This is a genomic window from Legionella stuttgartensis, assembly GCF_977063405.2.
This window is the reverse complement of record NZ_CDRUHA020000033.1, coordinates 289,434-309,401: the sequence shown is the minus strand read 5'-3', so window position 1 is coordinate 309,401 and position 19,968 is coordinate 289,434. Positions and strand designations below refer to the sequence as shown.

Sequence of the window (19,968 nt, the reverse complement as noted above, 5' to 3'; positions counted from 1 at the left end):
ACATGTGTCAATTCTTTGTTTACCATTGACCTACATTAGGTGCTGATACCCATGGTTCTTGTATCGGTAAAGGCTCTCCTTTTTGCAATAATTCGATGGAAATATTATCTGGTGAGCGAATAAATGCCATATGCCCATCTCGAGGAGGTCTATTAATAACAACCCCTGCATTCTTTAATCGTTGACATGTCTCATAAATATTCTCGACCCGATAAGCTAAATGGCCAAAATTGCGACCGCCATTATATTCCTCTGGGTCCCAGTTATATGTAAGCTCAAGTAGGGGTGCTTTGACTTTTTTTGCATTGACTACGTCTTCAGGCGCAGCGAGAAATATTAAAGTATATCTATTTTGTTCGTGTTCTGAACGGTAGACTTCGACGAGCCCCAGTTTATTGCAATAAAAATCGAGTGACTCTTCTAAATTAGAAACTCGAACCATTGTATGTAAATATTGCATCCTTTTTCTCCTAAATGAACTTTTTTGAATTGCTTATAAGCTAATAGATTGCTCCAAATGTAACATTCTTGGCAAGGATAATTGCTCCCACCATCCTACAGACAGTTTATTTATTGTAAATAAATCAATCTTATGAGCTTTTCACCACTTATTTATTGAATTTTTGCCTGTCTAAGCCCGTCTACACTGGATTTTAGTGTCTATAATTAAAGTGTGGAACTTATTATCGCAACTCGGGTAATAAGTAGTGTTTATTAACCTCGCAAAAGGAAAGAACATGCCTGATAAGATCCAACGTACTGCAGCCAGTCTGCAGCAAAAAATGCTCGCTCGTTATAGCGATGGGTTACATCATAAACATAACAAACATCATCTAGAATATCGACAACACTGTAGATCCCACCCTTGCACTCAAAGTAATGGTTTTAATGAGGAAGAAGAAGAGTTAACCGGCTCTACGGGATTAGTACGTCAATCTAACTTAAGGAAAATGCGCAAACGACCCGATAAGGGAAATTTCCATTAATATACATCCATCCTAAAAAAAGCGGTTGGATGTATACGATGCTTAAATCAAGCGCTTTTTTTAGGATTAACCTACCAAATTATCCTGATAAGTAAAATATTTTAGCATTTTTACCACGCGTACAACATCACTCGTCTCTCTTGCCATATTAATTACTTTGTCAGCTTGCTCTTTATGGACATCTCCCATCAAATAGACCACTTGATCTGAAGTAACAATTTTGAATGCATTAGGATCAATCGAATCATCAGCAAACATTTGACCGCGAATTTTCGCTGTTATCCAACTGTCTAACATCAAATTAGATTCTTCAGTACGTATCTGTACTTGATTAAATAAACGTCTATAGCCTTTTACCCTAGCTAATCGGCGACTCAATTTCTCTTTCATCTCAGCTGTAGGAACATGGCCTGAAACTAACACATCACCATTGAATACGGCGATATCAATAACACATTCATTATTTTTAAATGCGTCATCGACAGTTATCGCATTGTTCACCTTAATATTTAAACTGTAATCATCCAGTTTTTTATACACATTATGTCTATCATAAACCATAGTAGCGCCAGTCCATATACCGCCTACACAGCCAGATAAACCGAACAGAAGACCTGCAAGTAATACCGCAAAACATCCTTGTTTTAACATTTTATTTAGTGAATATACTGGAAAATTTTAACGACTTTATCAACACCATTAACTCGCCGCGCGACATCAACTGCAAGAGCTGCTTGCTGCTCATCAACGATACCCATGAGATAAACTACTTTATTTTCTGTCACAATACGAATCGATCCAGACTCAAGTCCTTTTTTAGCCAACATTCTGCTACGGACTTGACTGGTGATCAAACTGTCTTTGGAGCGATCTGTAAGCGGTAGGGGATAACCAACCGATATTTCATTATAAACTCTATGGGCACCTGGAGCGCCTCGGGCAATTTTTTCTGCTAAATCCCGTAAAGATGGAGTGGGTGTTTGCCCTACAAGTAAAACCGCACGATTGAAACTGGTCACAATAACTCGTGAATCACTAAACTGTCGATTTGTTACTATTGCCTTATGAATTACATGAAATAATCGCGCATCAGCCTCCATAGTGATAACACCGCGTCGATCATAAACCATTCCTGCAACTGCTCCCGTTACTACAGCTGCAACACAACCTGTAAGTAAGGTAGTTACTAAAAGAAAAGCGATTGATTTTAATTTGAAACTCATTTTTTTACCCCAACACCTGACCAAATAAGGACTGGTCAATTAAATCACAAAAGCAATGCAAGATGAACAAGTGCATTTCTCTAATTCGTGCTGAATTATCTGAAGCAACGCGAAGCTCAATATCTTCTGGTCCTAAATGATTTGCAAGTACACCTCCATCTCGTCCACTTAAAGCTACGGTGTCCATTCCCCGTTCATTTGCAGCATGGAGTGCATGCAACACACTGTCCGAATTACCCGAGGTAGTTAACAAAAGTAACACATCATTTTCTTGCCCTAATGCCTGAATTTGGCGCGCAAAAACCTGGCTATAATGATTATCATTGGCAGAATAGCTTAAACTGCTCGCATCCGTACTTAAATTGATTACAGGAAGAGAGGGTCTTTCAACTTCAAATTGATTCAACATAGCGCTTGCAAAATGCATGCAATTGGCACTAGAACCCCCATTACCACACAATAATATTTTTCCATCAGCAAGCAAACAATTCACTAAACGTTGCCCGGCTTTGGCGATTGAATCAGATAAAGAATCAGCAAGTGCTATTTTGGTTTCTATATTCACCCCAAACAGATGTCTTACTCGTTCTTCCATTTGTCCCATCATATTAAACCTCTACTTCGTATTTTCTTTGTAGCCTGGGTTCCGCTTCGCTTCATCCAAGCTACGTTTAATTAATAATCGATCAATAATCTGCACCAAACGCATCCTTTACCCAATTAATGGATGCTGTTTTTCCATCAATACTAACAACATCAAAGCGAGGAGCTAATTGGTCATACTTTTGATGTTGCAGTAGATAATAGGTCGCTGCTTTGAGTATTTTTTGTTTTTTTGTATAAGTAACACTTGCGATACCACCACCAAACTGGGTAGAAACTCGCGAGCGTACTTCTATAAAAACTAACTGTTCTTTGTCACGCATAATTAAATCAATTTCGCCCAAGCGGCAATTATAATTTTGCGTAATTAATTCAAGACCTTGTTTTTTTAAATAAGCTAAAGCTTTTTCTTCAGCAATACGACCTTTCTCATAAGTCATCAATTACACGGTCTCACCCAAGGAGTGCACAAGGCCTTGTTTGAACTGCCCCCACTCTAAAACACGAGCAACGTGTTGAGACGGCTGTAGGTATAAAATTCCTTCGCCATTATGCGACTGATCCGCAGGGAATAGCATTAATTGATTTAATTGCGTGGCCAAAGTATAACTGTCTATTCCTAAAGCATACAATCGGTTGTAACTGTTAAATTGTTCTGGCCAATTGCGCGTGCCTGCCTGATGTGAGAAAACCCAGGGGATATCACAGAAAATAACTCCATCAAGATCTTTATCTTTCAGTGGGTTAGCACTTCCCCCATAGACACTTGCAGTCGCATATACAGGAACATCTCCTGCATAATAATAATTTAGTAAAGGCATAATTTGACGGGCTTTAGACGGGTAAGCGAGCAGAAATATCATATCAAAATCTTGTCTGCGACTAATAACAGGCTGAATTTTGTACCCTAATAATTCCCTTAATTTTTTTTCACGTTGCTGGCTATTGCTGATTTGCAGAAAATCCTTCATTTTTTTATTCAAATCATCATTTGCACTATATAAAAAAGTATCAACAACTCGTCCACCACCTTTTTGCCATTGTTGCGTAAACGCTTTAATTATTTCTTTTCCCCAATCATTTGCAGGTGCAATAATCAATGCTCGATTATATCCCTTGTTTTTTGCTCTGATCGCCACCTGGGTTGCTTCATTTGCTGGTGAAAGTCCAAATAAATAGGAATTTTCCTGAATATTGGTATCTGCATCATTTAATAATAGAGTAGGAACGGGATGTGGTAATGCTGCAACTGTAGCAACTTGTGATTTGGTTAAAGGACCTACAATATAATCAGCACCATTATCAATTGCTTTTTGATACAAAGAGGTAATGTCTCCTTTATTGGTATCATAGGTTTTCACCTGCATGGATGGTTCGCTGTTATTGTTCTTATAGGCTGCCATAAAACCATCACGTACAGCGGTTCCTGGTCCTTGCAATGCACCACTTACAGGGAGCAAAAGAGCGACCTGTTTCGGTTGGGCACGCATCTTATCTGCAATCGTGTCTAGTGGATTAGGTAAAATATGACCTGCCGGGTGGTTACTGTACTGCGATTGCCACTGTTCTATAGCAGCGAGCAGGCCCTTTGGATTATCACGATACTTGCGAGATATTAATGCAAGCTGAATCCAACCTTGTAAAACAGGCTGGCTTGATGCTTGAGCCGACAAAGAATTTAATTCAGTTTGTGGCATCCGTGTCAGAGTTAACCAAAGAATGCGACGATTATCATCCTGACTCTCTTGATCTGCTAACAAAGTCTCAAGGTTTATTCGCTCATTAATTGACTCAAATTGCTTTCCTTCCCCACGATAGGCTTGTGCTAAAAGCTCATGAAATTGAATTTTTTGATATGCAGAAAATGCTTCACTGTCGCTAATATTGACTAATTTGCTTAATGCCATTTTAGGTCGGTCACGGATTAGATCAATTTTCGCCAATAAAAGATTTTTTTCATCCTTAAGTACCGGTGTTAAGTCAGAAGTCTGTGCTAAAATAGCCGCACCTTGTCGCCATTGACCATCTGATATCAAACGACCAGCTGCCAAGAGTAATGATTGTTGCTTTTCAATGCCTTCTTGATTTTTAGCCTGCGTCAGGTAATTTGCAGTAGGTTTGGAATAAGGACTCGCTATTTTTTTCTTCTCTACCTTAGCTGCAGGCACTGGCGCTGCCATTTCTGGAGGATTCACAGCGGTAGTACACTGGCAAAGAAAAAAAGTAGATGTCAGTAAAAAAAATACGCGAATTTTTATTAACATGTTTTTCAAGAATTGAATGAGCAATAACGCAAGAGGATAAACCATGACTAACTCACTAGCAACAGGCATAGGAACGCTTTATATAGTTGCCACTCCTATAGGAAACCGTGAGGACATTACGTTTAGAGCCTTAGAGGTGCTTAAGTCTGTTGATTTTATTTTAGCTGAAGATACCCGTCATTCGGTACAGTTGCTGAGCTCTTTAGGAATAAAAAATAATTTGGAATCACTCCATGCACATAACGAAAATGATAAAAGCAAACACTTTATTGAAGCTCTTTTAGCAGGAAAATCCATAGCATTAATTAGTGATGCCGGTACTCCATTAATTAGTGACCCAGGTTTTTTATTAGTAAAATTAGCACGCCAACATCAAGTTCCAGTTATTCCTGTTCCCGGAGCGTGCGCGTTAATTACCGCTCTTTGTGCAGCAGGCATTCCTTGTGATTCCTTTTTGTTTTTAGGATTTCTTCCAGCGAAACAGCATGCGAGAAAAAGCAAACTTGAATCCTTACAAACAGAGCCACACACTTTGGTTTTTTATGAATCAACTCATCGCATTCTAGAATGCCTTGATGACATTGGTGAGATTTATGGGCAAACATGTGAGATGGTCCTGGCAAAGGAACTAACTAAAACCTTTGAGCGCTTTATTACTGGCACTGTACTTGAAGTTAAAAATTGGCTTTTGGCCGATGCTGGGCATATAAAAGGGGAGTTTGTTCTATTAATTCCCCCACGACCCATTTCTCATGAACCTGAAGCGCATGAAAAACTTCTAACTGTATTATTGGATGAGCTCCCACTTAAACAGGCGGTAGCAATCGCATGTAAATTGAGTAATGGGAGTAAAAATGAATTGTACGATAAAGCATTGGCAATAAAAAATAAATCAATGTAGAAGAGGGAGGGAAAGAGCATTCGTCATCACGAACGACAATATGCATCCCCAAACGATATGTCATCCCGAGTGCAGCGAGGGATCTCACTGCGGTAGCACAGAGTTATGATGGGAGATCCCGGGTTTCGCTTCGCTGCACCCGGGCTACAATTAATAACAAAAGCAACCAGATTTATCCAAATCGTCTTCGCTAATTAGTTTAGCCTTTTCATCATGCTTAACATTTAGTTCGTCCTCTTCCTTGGTAGGTCCTTCCAAAGCCAACTGAGCAGCCTCTTTTTTACTCTGATGCTGATCATAAGCATGGTAAATTTCATAACCAATATACAATACGGTTAAAGCGATGGCTGCAGGCCAACAGATTGCATAAGTAGCAATTAAAAGTGTTGGCATAACCGTATTTTTTATCATGGTGAAGATAAAATCATTACGCGCTGCTTCATATTCTTTCAGTGCTGCTGCATATTCCTTTTCTGAAGCGTACTCTAAGCGCAAACCTTTCTCTTGGTATTTCGAATAGGCATCAGAAGAAAGATACATAGCTACGGCAAGCGTACAAACAATGAAACAGGCAACAGCTATTCCTGGGCCAGTAAATATTAATGAAGCGCCAAATCCCATCATCAGCAAGGCAGCAGCCGCAGCAACAAAACAAAAAGTTCTATCTTTGGTGCGCCAATCAATTTCCAACTCTTGAAGTTGTCTTTGAAGCATAGCAGCATGGGCCCGCAGTTGCGCTTCAGTCATACCCGGAAATTTCTCTGGATGATTTAGGTAATCTTCCATTTCTTTATTATATTGTGCCTTTTTAGTTAGATATTCCTGCTTCGCCAAATTTCGTTTATAAAGTGTCATACAAACGTCAAAACCTAAAAAGACAAAGGTTATTGCTCCGGCTGTTGGATCAGGAATATGGGTAATATGATTGAAATTTGTTAAGAAATTCACTGTAGCCCATACCAAGTCATTGGCAAAATTACAATGACGCTTATAAAGTTCAAATTTAAATCGATCAAAAGCTGTAGTTCCATCCTTTTTTTCCTCAACAGTAGGGAACCAAGTATGTCGAACCAGGTAGCCAAAATCGATCGCAAAACGCATTAAAAATAAACCCACACTAAAATAATTAAGTACTCCATTAGGCGCTTTAATAAAATCAATTATTTTATCGGCATCCGTGTGTGTCCCTAAAATTGCATCTAGCTGCTCTAGAATTTGCGTCTCTTTTGCAAAAGTTAAACCCGATACCAAGGTTAAACGGCAAAATACCCAATATACACGGCATAAATTGGAATAAGCTACGTAATCACGAATTTGGGACAAATGTAATGGGGCAGTCATCAAATTACGAAAACTGTTAAGAAAACTGTTTTTTAATGATTCGATGAACTCTTCTTCAGCTTTAGCATCCTCTTGAACTTTTTTTGACAAATATTTCTTAATTTGTTGCTTTATTTTTTTATAATCTTCTTCTTTGCTGTGCTGAGAATAAGCTTTATGAAAGGTCTCTAACAAGGTAGCGCAATAGTAACAGTACATCCAAAACGCTTTATCATCATCCTCTTTTCGTTTTTTCAACACAGCGAACAATTGCGTGAATTCAGCTTCAAGGGCTTTTTGATTTTCTAATATAAAGCGATAACCTATCTTACCTGCACGAAGATCAATATCACTAAAAGATAGCTCATTCTGATTATATTGCATAAAAAACGTGTTCTTATCGTTGCTAAGATCCGCATTATGTTTTGAATGAGCCATGACAACCTCACAAAAAATAGACAGTAAGGTAGATACGGTATCATTTGACAATGGTTTTGACAAGACATTTCTGGTTGTTTTTTTAACATAATGTTTCAAAACAGTAAAGAAAGAATTTAGACCTGTAAATTCCCTTTTGTATTAAAAATTGATTTTAGAAACGTGGGACTTAGGTGAAATATCTTGAATAATGCAACGAAATTTATTTACCAATACAAAAACTCGAAAAGATACGCCCCAATAAATCATCGGAACTGAACTCACCTGTTATTTCGCATAAACTTAGGTGTGCTAGACGCAAATCCTCTGCCAATAACTCTCCAGCACGGTGGTCTGCCAATTGTTGCTGGCCTATAGACAGTAAACTCTTTGCTTCATCTAATGCCTGCAAATGCCGTCTTCTAGCAAGAAAATGTCCTTCATTGGGTTGATAGCCTACAACCTGTTTTATTACTTTTTTTAAGCCATCAATGCCCTCACCTGATTTTGCAGAAAGATAGATGTCCTGATTGCTTATTTGCGCACTACGACCTAAGGTGTCAATTTTATTAAACACCGTAATAATCGGAACTTCAGCAGGTAGTGCGGCCCTTATTTCGTTTGTTAAATAATGGTGGTGTTCCAGGTCATTCACATCCACCACATGTAACACACAATCAGCTTTTTTTAATTCTTGCCAGGCACGTTTAATCCCTTCCTTTTCGACAAGATCATCAGACTCTCGTAAACCGGCGGTATCGATGATGTGTAAGGGAATGTCATCCAATAAAATGTGCTCGCGCATAACATCACGCGTAGTGCCCGCAATTTCGGTAACTATGGCTACATCGCGTCCCGCTAAGCAATTAATCAATGTGGATTTACCTGCATTGGGTTTTCCAGCTATCACGACCGATAATCCTTCCCGCAAGATCACTCCCTGATTGGCTTGGGCGCGTATTGTATCTAATTCAGTTAAAATCTCGTGCAGCAAATGGGCGACCTTACCATCATTAAGAAAATCAATTTCTTCTTCGGGAAAATCTATTGCTGCTTCAACATATAAACGTAAGTAAATGATTTTTTCATTTAATTTATTGATTTTATGCGAAAACTCTCCCTGCAATGACTTTAATGCCATTCGTGCTGCAGTTTGTGAGCTGGCTTGAATTAAATCAGCAATTGCTTCAGCCTGAGTTAAATCAATTTTGTCATTTAAAAATGCACGTTCAGAAAACTCCCCCGGCCGAGCCAATCGAGCTCCTAGATGAATACATGTTTGGGTCAGCATATCAAGTACCACAGGAGATCCGTGCGCGTGAATCTCAACCACATCTTCGCCAGTAAACGAATGAGGTGCTTTAAAATAGATCATTATCCCTTGATCAATTAAAGAATTTAATTGCGGCGCTTGCTCATCCTCAGAAAATGAATAGAAAGAACAAAAAGTCGCTATACGTGGTTGTAATGACTTGTTGTCATTGAGAGTAGTGGCAATGGAGTATGCTTCTGGACCGGATAATCGGAGGATTCCTACCCCACCTCTACCAGGTGGGGTAGCTATGGCTACTATAGTTTCTGTAGACATTTATTTAGCTGGAACAAGTTTTTTCGCTGGCTTTTCATCGGAATATTTACGTGTAATATACCATTGTTGCAATATGGACAAGGTGTTATTCACAATCCAATACAGAACCAAACCAGCGGGGAAATTCCAAAATAAACCAGTAAATAATACGGGCAAAAACATCATAATTTTTGCTTGCATAGGATCTGGTGGTGCTGGATTCAGTTTTTGTTGAATCAGCATAGTAGCACCCATGATTAATGGCAATACATGATAAGGATCAGGTGACGCCAAATCTTTAATCCACAAGATAAATGGAGCTTGTCTCAACTCAACACTTTCCAAAAGAACCCAATACAGCGCAATAAATACTGGAATTTGGATTACTATAGGCAAACAACCACCCAAAGGATTAACCTTTTCTTGCCGATACAATTCCATGGTCGCTTGGCTGATTTTCGCTTTATCATCACCATAACGTTCGCGCAAGGCTTGCAATTTGGGTTGTAATTTACGCATACCTGCCATTGATTTATAGCTGGCAGCAGATAAACGGTAAAATGCAAGTTTAATCAACACAGTCACTAAAACGATCGACCAACCCCAGTTGCCAATGAAATTATAAATTGCTTTCATCACCGAAAATAATAACGAAGATAAAAACCATAAAATTCCATAATCAACGGTTAGATCCAGAGATGGAGCAATCTCTTTCAACACGCTTGTGATTTCTGGGCCTATATACAATCTGGAGCCAATTGTTGCTTGCTCTTCGGGCTTAAGCGTAATCGGCTTGCTTACAGCTCCTATAGTGTAATCATTATTCACAGCCCGGGTGTAAAACTTATTGTTCGCATTAGATGCGGGAACCCATGCACTTAAAAAGTAATGTTGTTGCATAGCAACCCAACCGCCTTTACTATCCACATCCAGATTTGCTTTATTCATATCGCTAAAGCTTACTTTTTGATAGCGGTGTTTTCCGGGTTCTGAATAAGAAGCCCCCGTATATGAACCAACATGAAATACACTTGACTTATCTTCTTTAGGTGAGCTGCGTAACAACTGGGTATTTAAATAGCCAGTCCATACATTACTGCCCCGATTAACAATTTTATAATTTACATCAATAAGATAGCTTCCCTTGGTAAAAGTAAATTCTTTTTTAACCTCGAGGCCTTCACTATTTTTTCCACTAAGCGTCACGGTTAATTGCTGCTGATCAGGCGACATTTCGTAATGCTGTTGAGTTGTTGTAAAGTTAAAATCTTGCGCTTGGACGTTTTGTTCTGAAGCTACAAACAGATTGCTGTTTGCAACATAACGCTCATTGGGTTGATTTTGTAAAAGAAGAAATGGTTTATTCTTATCTTCTACACTTTGCGGATAATCAAGGAGCTGCCCGGAGACAACATCACCGTGTTGTGGATCAATGGCTACATCTAAAACATCGGTTTTAACCTGAATTAACGGTGTATTACTACTTTTAGGTTCCTCCGCTATGGGATTGATGGGAGTAGATGTAGGCGTATTAGATGGGCTTACCTGTGGTAGTAAAGGTTGTCCACTCTTCTCTTGGGCGCTCACATTTTCTGTAGGTAGAGGCTGAGGAGGGTAATCTATTTGCCAGGCATTCCAAAGTGATAAACTAACTAGCGCAAGCGCCATATATAAAACAATACGTCGTATATCCATCAATGATTCTCGTTGTTGGGGAGTACAGGATCATAGCCACCACGTGACCAAGGGTGGCAACGCAATACTCTTTTTAAAGCCATCCATAAACCTTTGGTTATGCCACAGTGTTGGATAGCGCTTTCAGCATATTGTGAACAACTTGGGTAGTATCGGCAACTAGGCTTTAACAAGGGGCTAATCAAATATTTATATAATTTGATAGGGAAACAAACTATTTTTCGTAACATGAGATTAATTTTTTCCATGTTTTACTCATTCTAGCATTTATAATTGCATTCGTTTGTTTTGCTACGCCTTGTCTTGCTAAAAAAACCACATCGACTGGAGGTAATTCTTTTTGTCGAAAGCTTTCTCTTAACAGCCGTTTAATACGATTTCGATCATGAGCTTTTGCTATCACTTTCTTCGATAACGCCAGCCCAAGTCGAGCATAACCTATATTATTCTCTCTAAAGAGAACGATAAATTCGGATGTTGCTATTTTTTCTGCTTGTTCAAACACATGATTATAATCATATTTTGTTAATAATCGTTGTGTTTTTTTAAAAGCAAACACTTAGGCAGTCAAACGTTTACGGCCTTTAGCACGACGACGCTTAATTACTAATCTACCTGCGCGAGTAGCCATACGTTCACGAAAACCATGGTCACGTTTACGTTTTAAATTACTAGGTTGAAAGGTACGTTTCATGATGAACCTGTTAATAAAATTATGAGGCTGGCAATAATAGAGAACTTTTTTTCTACTGTCAATTTTGATAATTGATTATTTTTTGTATCTCTTCTTTTTCTCATTTTGCGTTGTTAATAACTACATTATTTTATTTTTTAAAATATTTTATTGTTATTATGTTTTAATCTCTTGTTGATAACTTATAAAAAACAATATAAATCAGTATGTTAACTACTATGCAACCTTGTTTGTAAGCTCTTTTTAAGCCTGTGATCTATTTGTATGTATTTTTATGTTTTGATTTATTCAATGCTTTATTATCATCTTATACCCGTTATTCGATCCCATTTATTCATAGTTAACTTGATCCAATATGATTTATTTTTTAGCTTTTTTTTCCTTTTGCTTTAGATGTTTTATAGTGTTTTTTGTTTTATATGTTTTGATATTTAACTTATTGTTTTGTGTAAAGAGAGTTTTTTTCAAAGAAACTGAACATCACAAGTGCTTTTAATTAGATAATGATGTCCGCTATTTAGGAAGAATAATGTTACTTTTCAAATCGGTTTTGAATGGTGTTGGATCTGGCGCTGGGGTCGCATGGCCATTATTTGGTATTGTGTTTGCTATCCTTGGTGGATCAATTGCTAATTTTTTTTCTCTAGCACTAGGTGTTATTTCTATCTCTTTATTTTTTGGTATTGGCGGTTCTATTTTTTATTTTTCATATCAAGAAATGCAAGCGAATGAGCAACTTTTTCAAGAACAATTACAGAAAAATCAACAAAAACTATTAACTGACATCCATGAATATATAGAGATTATTCGTCGTTATTGTTCCTATACACAAAACTCTGAATGTTTTAATGATGCATTTATACGGATTCTTAATATGGATCTTGATAAAATAAGACACGTGGATGCTTATTCTCCTTTATATCAAATTTTATCGCTTCTCAAAAATGAATATGCAGCAAAACAAAATATTCCTAATAATACTATTATATTAAAGCATCTCGCGTACGCGGTATCTCTGCAACCTGTCCCAGTATCAAAAAGGACTATTCCTGCGTTTTTTACTTTTGTCGGTACTTTTGGTTCAATCGCTGGATGTAGCGCCGGAGTTTCTGGGGTTTTAACCGGTATGGGGATTTTTTCAAGCTTTGCCTCATTTCCTCTGCTGGGTTGGGGTGTTTTAGCATTTGCATTATGTAGTGGGATTACTTTGGCTTATGAAGCTTTTATTAGGGCTCGTGATGACTTTAACAACAAACTGTTAATTCTAACCTTTAAAAGCATGCATCAACAGTTAAGTAAGGTCACTATGGCACGTAATCTAAGTGTCTCATTCTCTGATGTTTTTAGAACGTTAGGTACTCAAAGTGAACAAAAGGATAAAACAGCTTTTGTTGATCAACCTCACTTTACTCGTCTTTACTTAAAACAATTATATAAAGAGCAATCTAAATTGCCTTTTTTATCTTTTTTCAATAGGAGTCAGTTAGATCCACTAGATATTCCACATTATTCATCTTCTCATAGTAGTTCTCTTTAATATTCGAATTTATATTGATAACATGACTTTTAAATTCTTACTTTTGAAAATATCCACACTTTTTTTGTGGATAACTTTTCTTTATTCCCAAGGCTGAGTATAATTTACTTGAAGCAGCACCTTAGTGAACCGAAGAAATTCTATTTCACGATTTCATACATAGTAATTTCATGCTTAATTATCTTGCTGTCCAGGTACTTTCAGTGGCATATTTAAATGCTGTGGATAATTAGTTTTATATTCTTTTTACCACCCTTATTTAATGAGGAGTTATGTTGTGTCAGCATCTGTTTGGCAAAAATGTTTAGGTCTATTGCAAGATGAGTATTCTGCTCAACAATTTAATACCTGGTTGCGTCCTTTACAGGCTCATACAGATGAGCAACGTTTCATTTTATTTGCACCCAATCGATTTGTTGTTGATTGGGTAAAGAAGCATTTTTTTGCCCGAATTGAAGAGTTGATCAAACAGTTTTGTGGTGATGAGATTAAATCGATTTCCATTGAAATTGGCAGCAAAGCCGCTAGTACTGAGTCTGATTCGGGCTCTTCCAGTTCAACTGCTTCCTTTTCATCCGAAGTAAATGCATCTGCTCGGGTCAGTTCCGTTGCAATCAAGACTACACCAAAGAAAGCTGTAGATTATAAAAGCAGTCACTTAAATAAAAAATTTGTCTTTGAAAGCTTTGTCGAAGGTAACTCCAACCAGCTTGCACGTGCAGCTTCAATGCAGGTTGCTGAACGACCAGGTGATGCGTACAATCCATTATTTATTTATGGAGGTGTGGGTTTAGGTAAAACGCATCTGATGCATGCTATTGGTAATGCCATATTAAAAAATAATCCGGATGCAAAGATTCTTTATTTACATTCTGAGCGTTTTGTTGCGGATATGGTTAAGGCTATCCAGACGAACTCAATCAATGAATTTAAACGTTTTTATCGCTCACTTAATGCGTTACTTATTGATGACATACAGTTTTTTGCAGGTAAAGATCGATCCCAAGAAGAGTTTTTCCATACCTTTAACGCCTTATTGGAAGGGCAACAACAAATCATTTTAACCAGTGATCGATATCCAAAAGAAATTGAAGGTATGGAAGAGCGTCTGAAGTCGCGATTTGGTTGGGGATTAACTGTTGCTGTTGAACCGCCTGAGCTTGAAACGCGGGTTGCTATTTTAATTAGTAAGGCGGAGCAATCGAACATTGAATTACCTTATGAAGTTGCATTTTTTATTGCAAAGCGTATTCGTTCTAATGTTAGGGAGCTTGAGGGGGCATTACGTCGAGTTATTGCTAATGCTCATTTTACCGGGAAACCAATTACTATTGAATTTGTTCATGAAGCGTTACGTGATCTTTTGGCCCTACAGGATAAGCTAGTTACTATTGAAAACATTCAAAAAACGGTCGCTGAGTATTATAAGGTCAAGGTGGCTGATATTTTGTCAAAGCGCCGTAGTCGTTCTATTGCTCGACCTAGACAAATGGCCATGGCTTTGAGTAAAGAGTTAACGAATCATAGTTTGCCAGAAATTGGCGATCATTTTGGTGGTCGTGATCATACAACAGTGATTCATGCATGCAGGAAAGTTAAAGAATTAGTTCAGGATGACAGTGATTTTGCTGAAGATTATAAAAATTTAATGCGTATTTTGTCTTCTTAATTCATTTGACAGGTATCTAACCGGAATATCATGTGGTTCTGGAAAATGAAGTAGAGCCCCTGATTAATAAATTCGTCCAGGTTTTTTTTAAACCTGGTTCCGCTTCTCGCTCAGGAATATCCGTATTCAGATTGTGAATGAGATCGATGAAGCCATTTTTTTATTGTTATTCTTAAGAGTTAATATGGAGTTCTATCTTGTTTGAATTCGCTATTAAAAAAGAGGATTTACTTTCTCCGTTACTTACAGTTGCAGGCGCTGTTGATAAAAAGCAATCTTTAGCTATTTTATCGAATTTTTATCTTAAATTATCCGAGGATTCGTTGAATATTACAGCAACGGATCTTGAAATTGAAATTGCTGCACAGGTACCTTGTGACTCAGGTCAACAGGTTGGTAGCATTACTGTCCCTGCCAAGAAGTTTATCGATATTATTCGCTCTTTGGATGATGAACCTAGCCCTAGGGTAATTGTAGATAATGCTCTTTTAACCATTAAACAAGGACGGAGTTCCTTCAAATTAACGACGTTACCTGCTGATAGTTATCCTTTGAGTGAAGATGAGTGCAACGAGGTTGAACTAACTATTCCGCGTTTGGTTTTATTAAAGTTATTGCAATCCACTCATTTTGCGATGGCACAACAAGATGTGCGAGTCTTTCTTAATGGCTTATTTCTCGACTTTGAACCGAATCTCATCTCTGCTGTTGCTACTGATGGGCATCGAATGGCGATTTGTCGCCATCAATGTTCCAATACTAATGATAAGAAACTCTTATTACCTAAAAAAGGAATTCAAGAGCTGTTGCGTCTTCTAAATAGTATTGAAGATGAGGAAGTATTATTGGCTGCAGGTAAATCACATTTTAAACTTGTATCACGCCAATTCATGTTTTTGTCAAAACTAATTGAAGCACGTTTTCCTCCTTATACTAAAGCGATTCCTAAAAATCAGGATAAGCAGATCATTATTGATTGTTCTGTTTTTAAACGTTCTTTGTCACGTATTGTTATTTTGGCTCATGAAAAATCAAGAGCAGTTATGCTGCATTTACAACCTGGCATGTTAACTTTAATCGCCAATAACAATGAACAAGAAGAAGCTGTTGAATCTTTAATTGCTGAAACGCAAGGCGATGAATTAAAAATTGGTTTGAATGCTACTTATTTGCTCGATGTGCTCTCACATTTTGGTGATGGACAAATACGTCTATCTTTATCGAATACTGACAGCAGCATTTTAATTGAGTCTTTAGATGATGATAATTACCAATATATTATTATGCCCATGAAAATATGATCCTTTCTGAATTAAAAATTCATCACTTACGAAATATTTCATCGATGAATCTGGGCTTAAGTCCCAGATTTAATTTTTTATATGGTCCAAATGGAAGTGGTAAAACTTCTGTCCTTGAAGGACTCTATCTTTTAAGTTGTGGCCACTCATTCCGTTCACGAGAAATTTCACCAATTATTTCTTATGAGCATCCATCTTTAACCGTATTTGCTCGTGCACAACAGCAAGAAACCATCAGTATTCAAAAATCTTATTCTGAACCCACTCAAATAAAGTTGAATAACCAGTTTTGTTCTACTACGAGTCAATTGGCTTACGCTTTACCCTGTCAGATTTTTTATTCTGATCTTTTTCAAATTATTGATGCCGGACCTTCTGTCCGTCGTAGTTTGTTGGATTGGGGGTTGTTTCACGTGAAACATAATTATCTTCCTTTATGGAAGGAATATAAGAGAGTACTAAAACAACGTAATGCACTTTTGAAGCAACATGCCCCTTTTACGCATTTTGTTCCATGGGATAAACAGCTTAGTCATTTGGCGAAGCAATTACACGATCTTCGTCAAGAATATTTTATCCAATGGGCGCATGAATTTGTCACCGTTTTAAGTGAGCTGTGTCAACTTGATTGTATGATTAGCTACTATAAGGGTTGGGACAAAAAAAACACAGGAAGAGAATTAGAACAAATATTAGTTGAGAGTTTTGCTGCTGATAATCTAAAGACATACACCCAATTTGGTGCACATCAAGCTGATATATTAATTGAAGTTAATCACAATAAAGCGAAACAAGTTTTATCTCGCGGGCAACAAAAAATTATCTTAATTGCATTACGACTAGCGCAAGCTAATCTGTTGCAACAGGAATGCTTATACTTAATAGATGATTTACCTGCTGAACTTGATGAAACTCATCAAAAGAAACTTATGGAGTATCTTGCAAAACGAAACGGCCAGTACATTATTACTTCTACCATGTTCCCATCAGAGCTTATTTCGGTAATCTCAACGGAAGAACATTCTATTTACCAAATAAATGAAGGCGTTTTAAATCCAAAATAATGTTTCACGTGAAACAAAACATCAAACGTAGTTGATAAAATAAACAAGAAGCAATAGTTCAAATTGTATCAACTATTTTCTTCTTATCCTGTCGATATAGATTAATGTAAAGTTCCTCGATGACATATAAACGGCTCGTAAAATATGCTATGATATGGTATTCAGAACACTACCTAAATAGGGTAAGAGGACCAACTAATGAGCGTTGATGCCAGTTACGATTCAAATAATATTAAAGTCCTAAAGGGGTTAGATGCCGTACGAAAAAGACCCGGGATGTATATCGGTGATACGGATGATGGTACCGGTCTGCACCACATGGTTTTTGAAGTAGTTGATAACTCTATAGATGAAGCACTGGCAGGACACTGCAAAGAGATTTTTGTTACTATTCATTCTGATGAGTCAATTAGTGTTAAAGATGATGGACGAGGAATCCCAGTTGATATTCATAAAGAAGAAGGGCGTTCTGCTGCGGAAGTAATCATGACTGTACTTCACGCAGGAGGTAAGTTTGATGATAACTCCTATAAAGTATCAGGTGGTTTGCACGGCGTTGGTGTTTCAGTAGTTAATGCCTTATCAGAAGAATTGCATTTGACCGTGCGTCGTCATGGTAGAATTCATGAACAACATTATCGCAATGGGGTTCCTGAAGCCCCAATGGCAGAAACAGGCGATGCAACAACGACGGGCACGCAAATTTGGTTCAAACCAAGTGCTGCAACATTCTCCAATATTGAATTTCATTACGATATTTTAGCAAAACGGCTAAGAGAGTTATCCTATTTAAACTCTGGTGTGTGTATTCATTTGTTTGATGAGCGAACTCAACGACAAGATACCTTTCATTATGAAGGGGGAATAAAGGCGTTTGTTGAGCATCTTAATAAAAATAAAAACGTCATTATACCTACAGTGTTTTCTATGAGCGCTGAAAAAGATAATATTGTTGTTGAACTTTCTATGCAGTGGAATGATTCATATCAAGAAACTCTTTATTGCTTTACTAACAACATTCCCCAGCGTGATGGTGGAACTCATATGGCTGGCTTCAGGGCTGCACTAACCAGAACACTAAATAATTATATCGAAACGGAGGGGTATGCCAAAAAGGCCAAAGTATCCCCAACGGGAGATGATGCTCGTGAAGGATTAACAGCGGTACTTTCTGTTAAAGTACCCGATCCAAAATTTTCTTCTCAAACAAAGGATAAGCTAGTTTCTTCTGAAGTAAAATCAGTTGTTGAGTCCAGTGTGGCTGAGAAATTCAATGATTTCCTCTTGGAAAATCCAGCATGTGCCAAAGCAATTGTTGCTAAAATAATAGATGCTGCGCGAGCAAGAGAAGCCGCTCGACGCGCTCGGGAAATGACTCGCCGAAAAGGTGCATTGGATATCGCCGGCTTACCCGGAAAACTGGCTGATTGCCAAGAAAAAGACCCGGCATTATCCGAGCTATATCTAGTAGAGGGAGACTCAGCGGGTGGTTCCGCAAAACAGGGGCGGGATAGAAAGTTCCAAGCAATTTTACCGCTCAAAGGAAAAATATTGAATGTGGAAAAAGCACGATTTGATAAAATGCTTTCATCACAAGAGGTTGCGACGCTCATCACTGCTTTAGGTTGTGGCATAGGACCTGATGAATATGATCCGGATAAAGTACGTTATCATCGTATTATTATCATGACCGACGCCGATGTTGACGGCTCGCATATCAGAACCTTATTACTTACCTTTTTCTATAGACAAACCCCGGAATTGCTTGAGCGTGGATATATTTACATCGCTCAACCACCGCTATATAAAGTTAAGCGTGGAAAACAAGAGCAATATGTAAAAGATGATGAGGCATTGTATGAATATTTAACACAGAGCGCATTAGACGGGGCCGCCTTCTACCCAGCGAAAGATGCTCCTGCAATTGCTGCTATGGCATTAGAAGACTTGGTGCAACAATATCGACGTGCTGAAAAAATTATCAAGAGGTATAAAAGAAGATATCCAACCGATATACTGAAGCGAGTTGCGTATTTGCCCGCGTTGCATAGTGAAGATTTCAATCAACAAGAAAAAATAGCCAATTGGTGCAAACAGTTGCATTTAAGTTTGCAACAACTTGGAAGTAAGACAGAGCAGTACCAAGTTGAGGTACACTCTATAGCGGATACTAACCAATTTATACCGCGAATCATTGTTACCCAACATGGAATGGATAATTACATCCCCATGAATGCCGAATTCTTCTACTCTAAAGACTATAAAGAACTAGTTAATCTAGGTTCTAAGCTAGCAAGTTTAGTTGAGGAAGGCGCGTATGTTAAACGAGGTGACAAAGAGCTGCCGGTAGAAAACTTTGAACACGCCTTAAACTGGCTGATGGAAGAAGCCAAAAAAGGTCAAGCGATTCAGCGTTATAAAGGTCTTGGGGAAATGAATCCAGGCCAACTATGGGAAACAACTATGGATCCTTCTGTGCGTCGTATGCTGCAGGTCAGTATCGAAGACGCAGTGGCTGCAGATGCTATTTTCACGACATTAATGGGAGACAATGTTGAGCCAAGACGTGAGTTTATTGAAAATAATGCTTTAGAAGCTGAAAATATAGACGTATAAAGTATTCCGCTGAACAATCATTCTAATCCGGGAGATCTTAGCGAGGTCCCCGGATTTCGCTACCAGGCAACAAGTGTAAGTTGACTCCATTGAATGTTCCTTAGGATAAGC

19 protein-coding genes are annotated in these 19,968 nt (G+C 38.0%); 7 read left to right on the top strand and 12 right to left on the bottom strand.

The window, feature by feature from the left end:
- Positions 1-19: 19 nt before the first annotated feature.
- Positions 20-460: a VOC family protein gene (locus ACWTEW_RS10045; protein WP_454781541.1), complete on the bottom strand. Its 441-nt coding sequence runs from the start codon at positions 458-460 to the stop codon at positions 20-22.
- 277 nt (positions 461-737) lie between these two features.
- On the opposite strand from ACWTEW_RS10045, the gene ACWTEW_RS10040 reads away from it, so the two are divergent.
- Positions 738-986: a hypothetical protein gene (locus ACWTEW_RS10040; RefSeq protein ID WP_454781540.1), complete on the top strand. Its 249-nt coding sequence runs from the start codon at positions 738-740 to the stop codon at positions 984-986.
- 66 nt (positions 987-1,052) lie between these two features.
- Here the strand turns inward: ACWTEW_RS10040 and ACWTEW_RS10035 are convergent, their stop codons facing one another.
- From ACWTEW_RS10035 to ACWTEW_RS10015, 5 genes are all read right to left on the bottom strand, one after another.
- Positions 1,053-1,637, bottom strand: a complete 585-nt coding sequence (locus tag ACWTEW_RS10035; protein ID WP_454781539.1) for a BON domain-containing protein — start codon at positions 1,635-1,637, stop codon at positions 1,053-1,055.
- Positions 1,638-1,642: 5 nt separating this feature from the next.
- Positions 1,643-2,209, bottom strand: coding sequence for a BON domain-containing protein (locus ACWTEW_RS10030; protein ID WP_454781538.1), 567 nt, complete (start codon positions 2,207-2,209; stop codon positions 1,643-1,645).
- 4 nt (positions 2,210-2,213) lie between these two features.
- On the bottom strand, positions 2,214-2,813 hold the full coding sequence (locus ACWTEW_RS10025; RefSeq protein WP_454781712.1) for a D-sedoheptulose-7-phosphate isomerase: 600 nt from the start codon (positions 2,811-2,813) through the stop codon (positions 2,214-2,216).
- An 82-nt stretch (positions 2,814-2,895) separates the two neighbouring features.
- The gene (locus ACWTEW_RS10020; RefSeq protein WP_454781537.1) at positions 2,896-3,252 is read right to left on the bottom strand and encodes a YraN family protein; all 357 of its coding nucleotides are present in this window, start codon (positions 3,250-3,252) and stop codon (positions 2,896-2,898) included.
- Between the two features lie 3 nt (positions 3,253-3,255).
- Positions 3,256-5,121 carry a penicillin-binding protein activator gene (locus ACWTEW_RS10015; RefSeq protein WP_454781711.1) on the bottom strand — a complete coding sequence of 622 codons (1,866 nt, stop codon included), beginning with the start codon at positions 5,119-5,121 and terminating at the stop codon, positions 3,256-3,258.
- On the opposite strand from ACWTEW_RS10015, the gene rsmI reads away from it, so the two are divergent.
- Positions 5,120-5,977: a 16S rRNA (cytidine(1402)-2'-O)-methyltransferase gene (gene rsmI / locus ACWTEW_RS10010; protein WP_454781536.1), complete on the top strand. Its 858-nt coding sequence runs from the start codon at positions 5,120-5,122 to the stop codon at positions 5,975-5,977. The genes ACWTEW_RS10015 and rsmI overlap by 2 nt on opposite strands.
- A gap of 150 nt (positions 5,978-6,127) precedes the next feature.
- On the opposite strand, the gene ACWTEW_RS10005 is transcribed toward rsmI, so the two are convergent.
- From ACWTEW_RS10005 to rpmH, 6 genes are all read right to left on the bottom strand, one after another.
- A complete protein-coding gene (locus tag ACWTEW_RS10005) occupies positions 6,128-7,735 on the bottom strand; it encodes a hypothetical protein (RefSeq protein ID WP_454781535.1) in 1,608 nt (535 codons plus the stop codon).
- Positions 7,736-7,937: 202 nt separating this feature from the next.
- Positions 7,938-9,302, bottom strand: a complete 1,365-nt coding sequence (gene mnmE / locus ACWTEW_RS10000; RefSeq protein ID WP_454781534.1) for a tRNA uridine-5-carboxymethylaminomethyl(34) synthesis GTPase MnmE — start codon at positions 9,300-9,302, stop codon at positions 7,938-7,940.
- Complete coding sequence (yidC, locus tag ACWTEW_RS09995; protein WP_454781533.1) at positions 9,303-10,976, bottom strand: membrane protein insertase YidC; 1,674 nt, start codon at positions 10,974-10,976, stop codon at positions 9,303-9,305.
- Positions 10,976-11,224 (bottom strand): membrane protein insertion efficiency factor YidD, encoded by a 249-nt coding sequence (yidD, locus tag ACWTEW_RS09990; RefSeq protein ID WP_182392122.1) that lies wholly within the window; start codon positions 11,222-11,224, stop codon positions 10,976-10,978. The genes yidC and yidD overlap by 1 nt, the downstream gene beginning before the upstream one ends.
- Positions 11,191-11,535: a ribonuclease P protein component gene (rnpA, locus tag ACWTEW_RS09985; RefSeq protein ID WP_454781532.1), complete on the bottom strand. Its 345-nt coding sequence runs from the start codon at positions 11,533-11,535 to the stop codon at positions 11,191-11,193. Before rnpA ends, yidD begins: the two co-directional genes overlap by 34 nt.
- On the bottom strand, positions 11,536-11,670 hold the full coding sequence (gene rpmH / locus ACWTEW_RS09980) for a 50S ribosomal protein L34 (protein WP_019232681.1): 135 nt from the start codon (positions 11,668-11,670) through the stop codon (positions 11,536-11,538).
- A gap of 529 nt (positions 11,671-12,199) precedes the next feature.
- On the opposite strand from rpmH, the gene ACWTEW_RS09975 reads away from it, so the two are divergent.
- The 5 genes from ACWTEW_RS09975 (at position 12,200) to gyrB (ending at position 19,857) form a co-directional block, all read left to right on the top strand.
- A complete protein-coding gene (locus ACWTEW_RS09975; protein ID WP_454781531.1) occupies positions 12,200-13,207 on the top strand; it encodes a hypothetical protein in 1,008 nt (335 codons plus the stop codon).
- Positions 13,208-13,484: 277 nt separating this feature from the next.
- Positions 13,485-14,876: a chromosomal replication initiator protein DnaA gene (gene dnaA, locus ACWTEW_RS09970; protein ID WP_454781530.1), complete on the top strand. Its 1,392-nt coding sequence runs from the start codon at positions 13,485-13,487 to the stop codon at positions 14,874-14,876.
- Positions 14,877-15,073: 197 nt separating this feature from the next.
- Positions 15,074-16,177, top strand: coding sequence for a DNA polymerase III subunit beta (gene dnaN / locus ACWTEW_RS09965; RefSeq protein WP_454781529.1), 1,104 nt, complete (start codon positions 15,074-15,076; stop codon positions 16,175-16,177).
- Positions 16,174-17,241 (top strand): DNA replication/repair protein RecF, encoded by a 1,068-nt coding sequence (gene recF, locus ACWTEW_RS09960; RefSeq protein ID WP_454781528.1) that lies wholly within the window; start codon positions 16,174-16,176, stop codon positions 17,239-17,241. Before dnaN ends, recF begins: the two co-directional genes overlap by 4 nt.
- Positions 17,242-17,439: 198 nt before the next feature.
- On the top strand, positions 17,440-19,857 hold the full coding sequence (gyrB, locus tag ACWTEW_RS09955) for a DNA topoisomerase (ATP-hydrolyzing) subunit B (RefSeq protein ID WP_454781527.1): 2,418 nt from the start codon (positions 17,440-17,442) through the stop codon (positions 19,855-19,857).
- The last annotated feature ends 111 nt before the right edge of the window (positions 19,858-19,968 follow it).

What these genes read in the sequence shown, in the direction of transcription:
- ACWTEW_RS10045 (WP_454781541.1), bottom strand. Translation starts at nt 460, where the DNA reads ATGCAATATTTACATACAATGGTTCGAGTTTCTAATTTAGAAGAGTCA.
- ACWTEW_RS10040 (WP_454781540.1), top strand. Translation starts at nt 738, where the DNA reads ATGCCTGATAAGATCCAACGTACTGCAGCCAGTCTGCAGCAAAAAATG.
- ACWTEW_RS10035 (WP_454781539.1), bottom strand. Translation starts at nt 1,637, where the DNA reads ATGTTAAAACAAGGATGTTTTGCGGTATTACTTGCAGGTCTTCTGTTC.
- ACWTEW_RS10030 (WP_454781538.1), bottom strand. Translation starts at nt 2,209, where the DNA reads ATGAGTTTCAAATTAAAATCAATCGCTTTTCTTTTAGTAACTACCTTA.
- ACWTEW_RS10025 (WP_454781712.1), bottom strand. Translation starts at nt 2,813, where the DNA reads ATGGGACAAATGGAAGAACGAGTAAGACATCTGTTTGGGGTGAATATA.
- ACWTEW_RS10020 (WP_454781537.1), bottom strand. Translation starts at nt 3,252, where the DNA reads ATGACTTATGAGAAAGGTCGTATTGCTGAAGAAAAAGCTTTAGCTTAT.
- rsmI (WP_454781536.1), top strand. Translation starts at nt 5,120, where the DNA reads ATGACTAACTCACTAGCAACAGGCATAGGAACGCTTTATATAGTTGCC.
- ACWTEW_RS10015 (WP_454781711.1), bottom strand. Translation starts at nt 5,121, where the DNA reads ATGGTTTATCCTCTTGCGTTATTGCTCATTCAATTCTTGAAAAACATG.
- ACWTEW_RS10005 (WP_454781535.1), bottom strand. Translation starts at nt 7,735, where the DNA reads ATGGCTCATTCAAAACATAATGCGGATCTTAGCAACGATAAGAACACG.
- mnmE (WP_454781534.1), bottom strand. Translation starts at nt 9,302, where the DNA reads ATGTCTACAGAAACTATAGTAGCCATAGCTACCCCACCTGGTAGAGGT.
- yidC (WP_454781533.1), bottom strand. Translation starts at nt 10,976, where the DNA reads ATGGATATACGACGTATTGTTTTATATATGGCGCTTGCGCTAGTTAGT.
- yidD (WP_182392122.1), bottom strand. Translation starts at nt 11,224, where the DNA reads ATGGAAAAAATTAATCTCATGTTACGAAAAATAGTTTGTTTCCCTATC.
- rpmH (WP_019232681.1), bottom strand. Translation starts at nt 11,670, where the DNA reads ATGAAACGTACCTTTCAACCTAGTAATTTAAAACGTAAACGTGACCAT.
- ACWTEW_RS09975 (WP_454781531.1), top strand. Translation starts at nt 12,200, where the DNA reads ATGTTACTTTTCAAATCGGTTTTGAATGGTGTTGGATCTGGCGCTGGG.
- recF (WP_454781528.1), top strand. Translation starts at nt 16,174, where the DNA reads ATGATCCTTTCTGAATTAAAAATTCATCACTTACGAAATATTTCATCG.
- gyrB (WP_454781527.1), top strand. Translation starts at nt 17,440, where the DNA reads ATGAGCGTTGATGCCAGTTACGATTCAAATAATATTAAAGTCCTAAAG.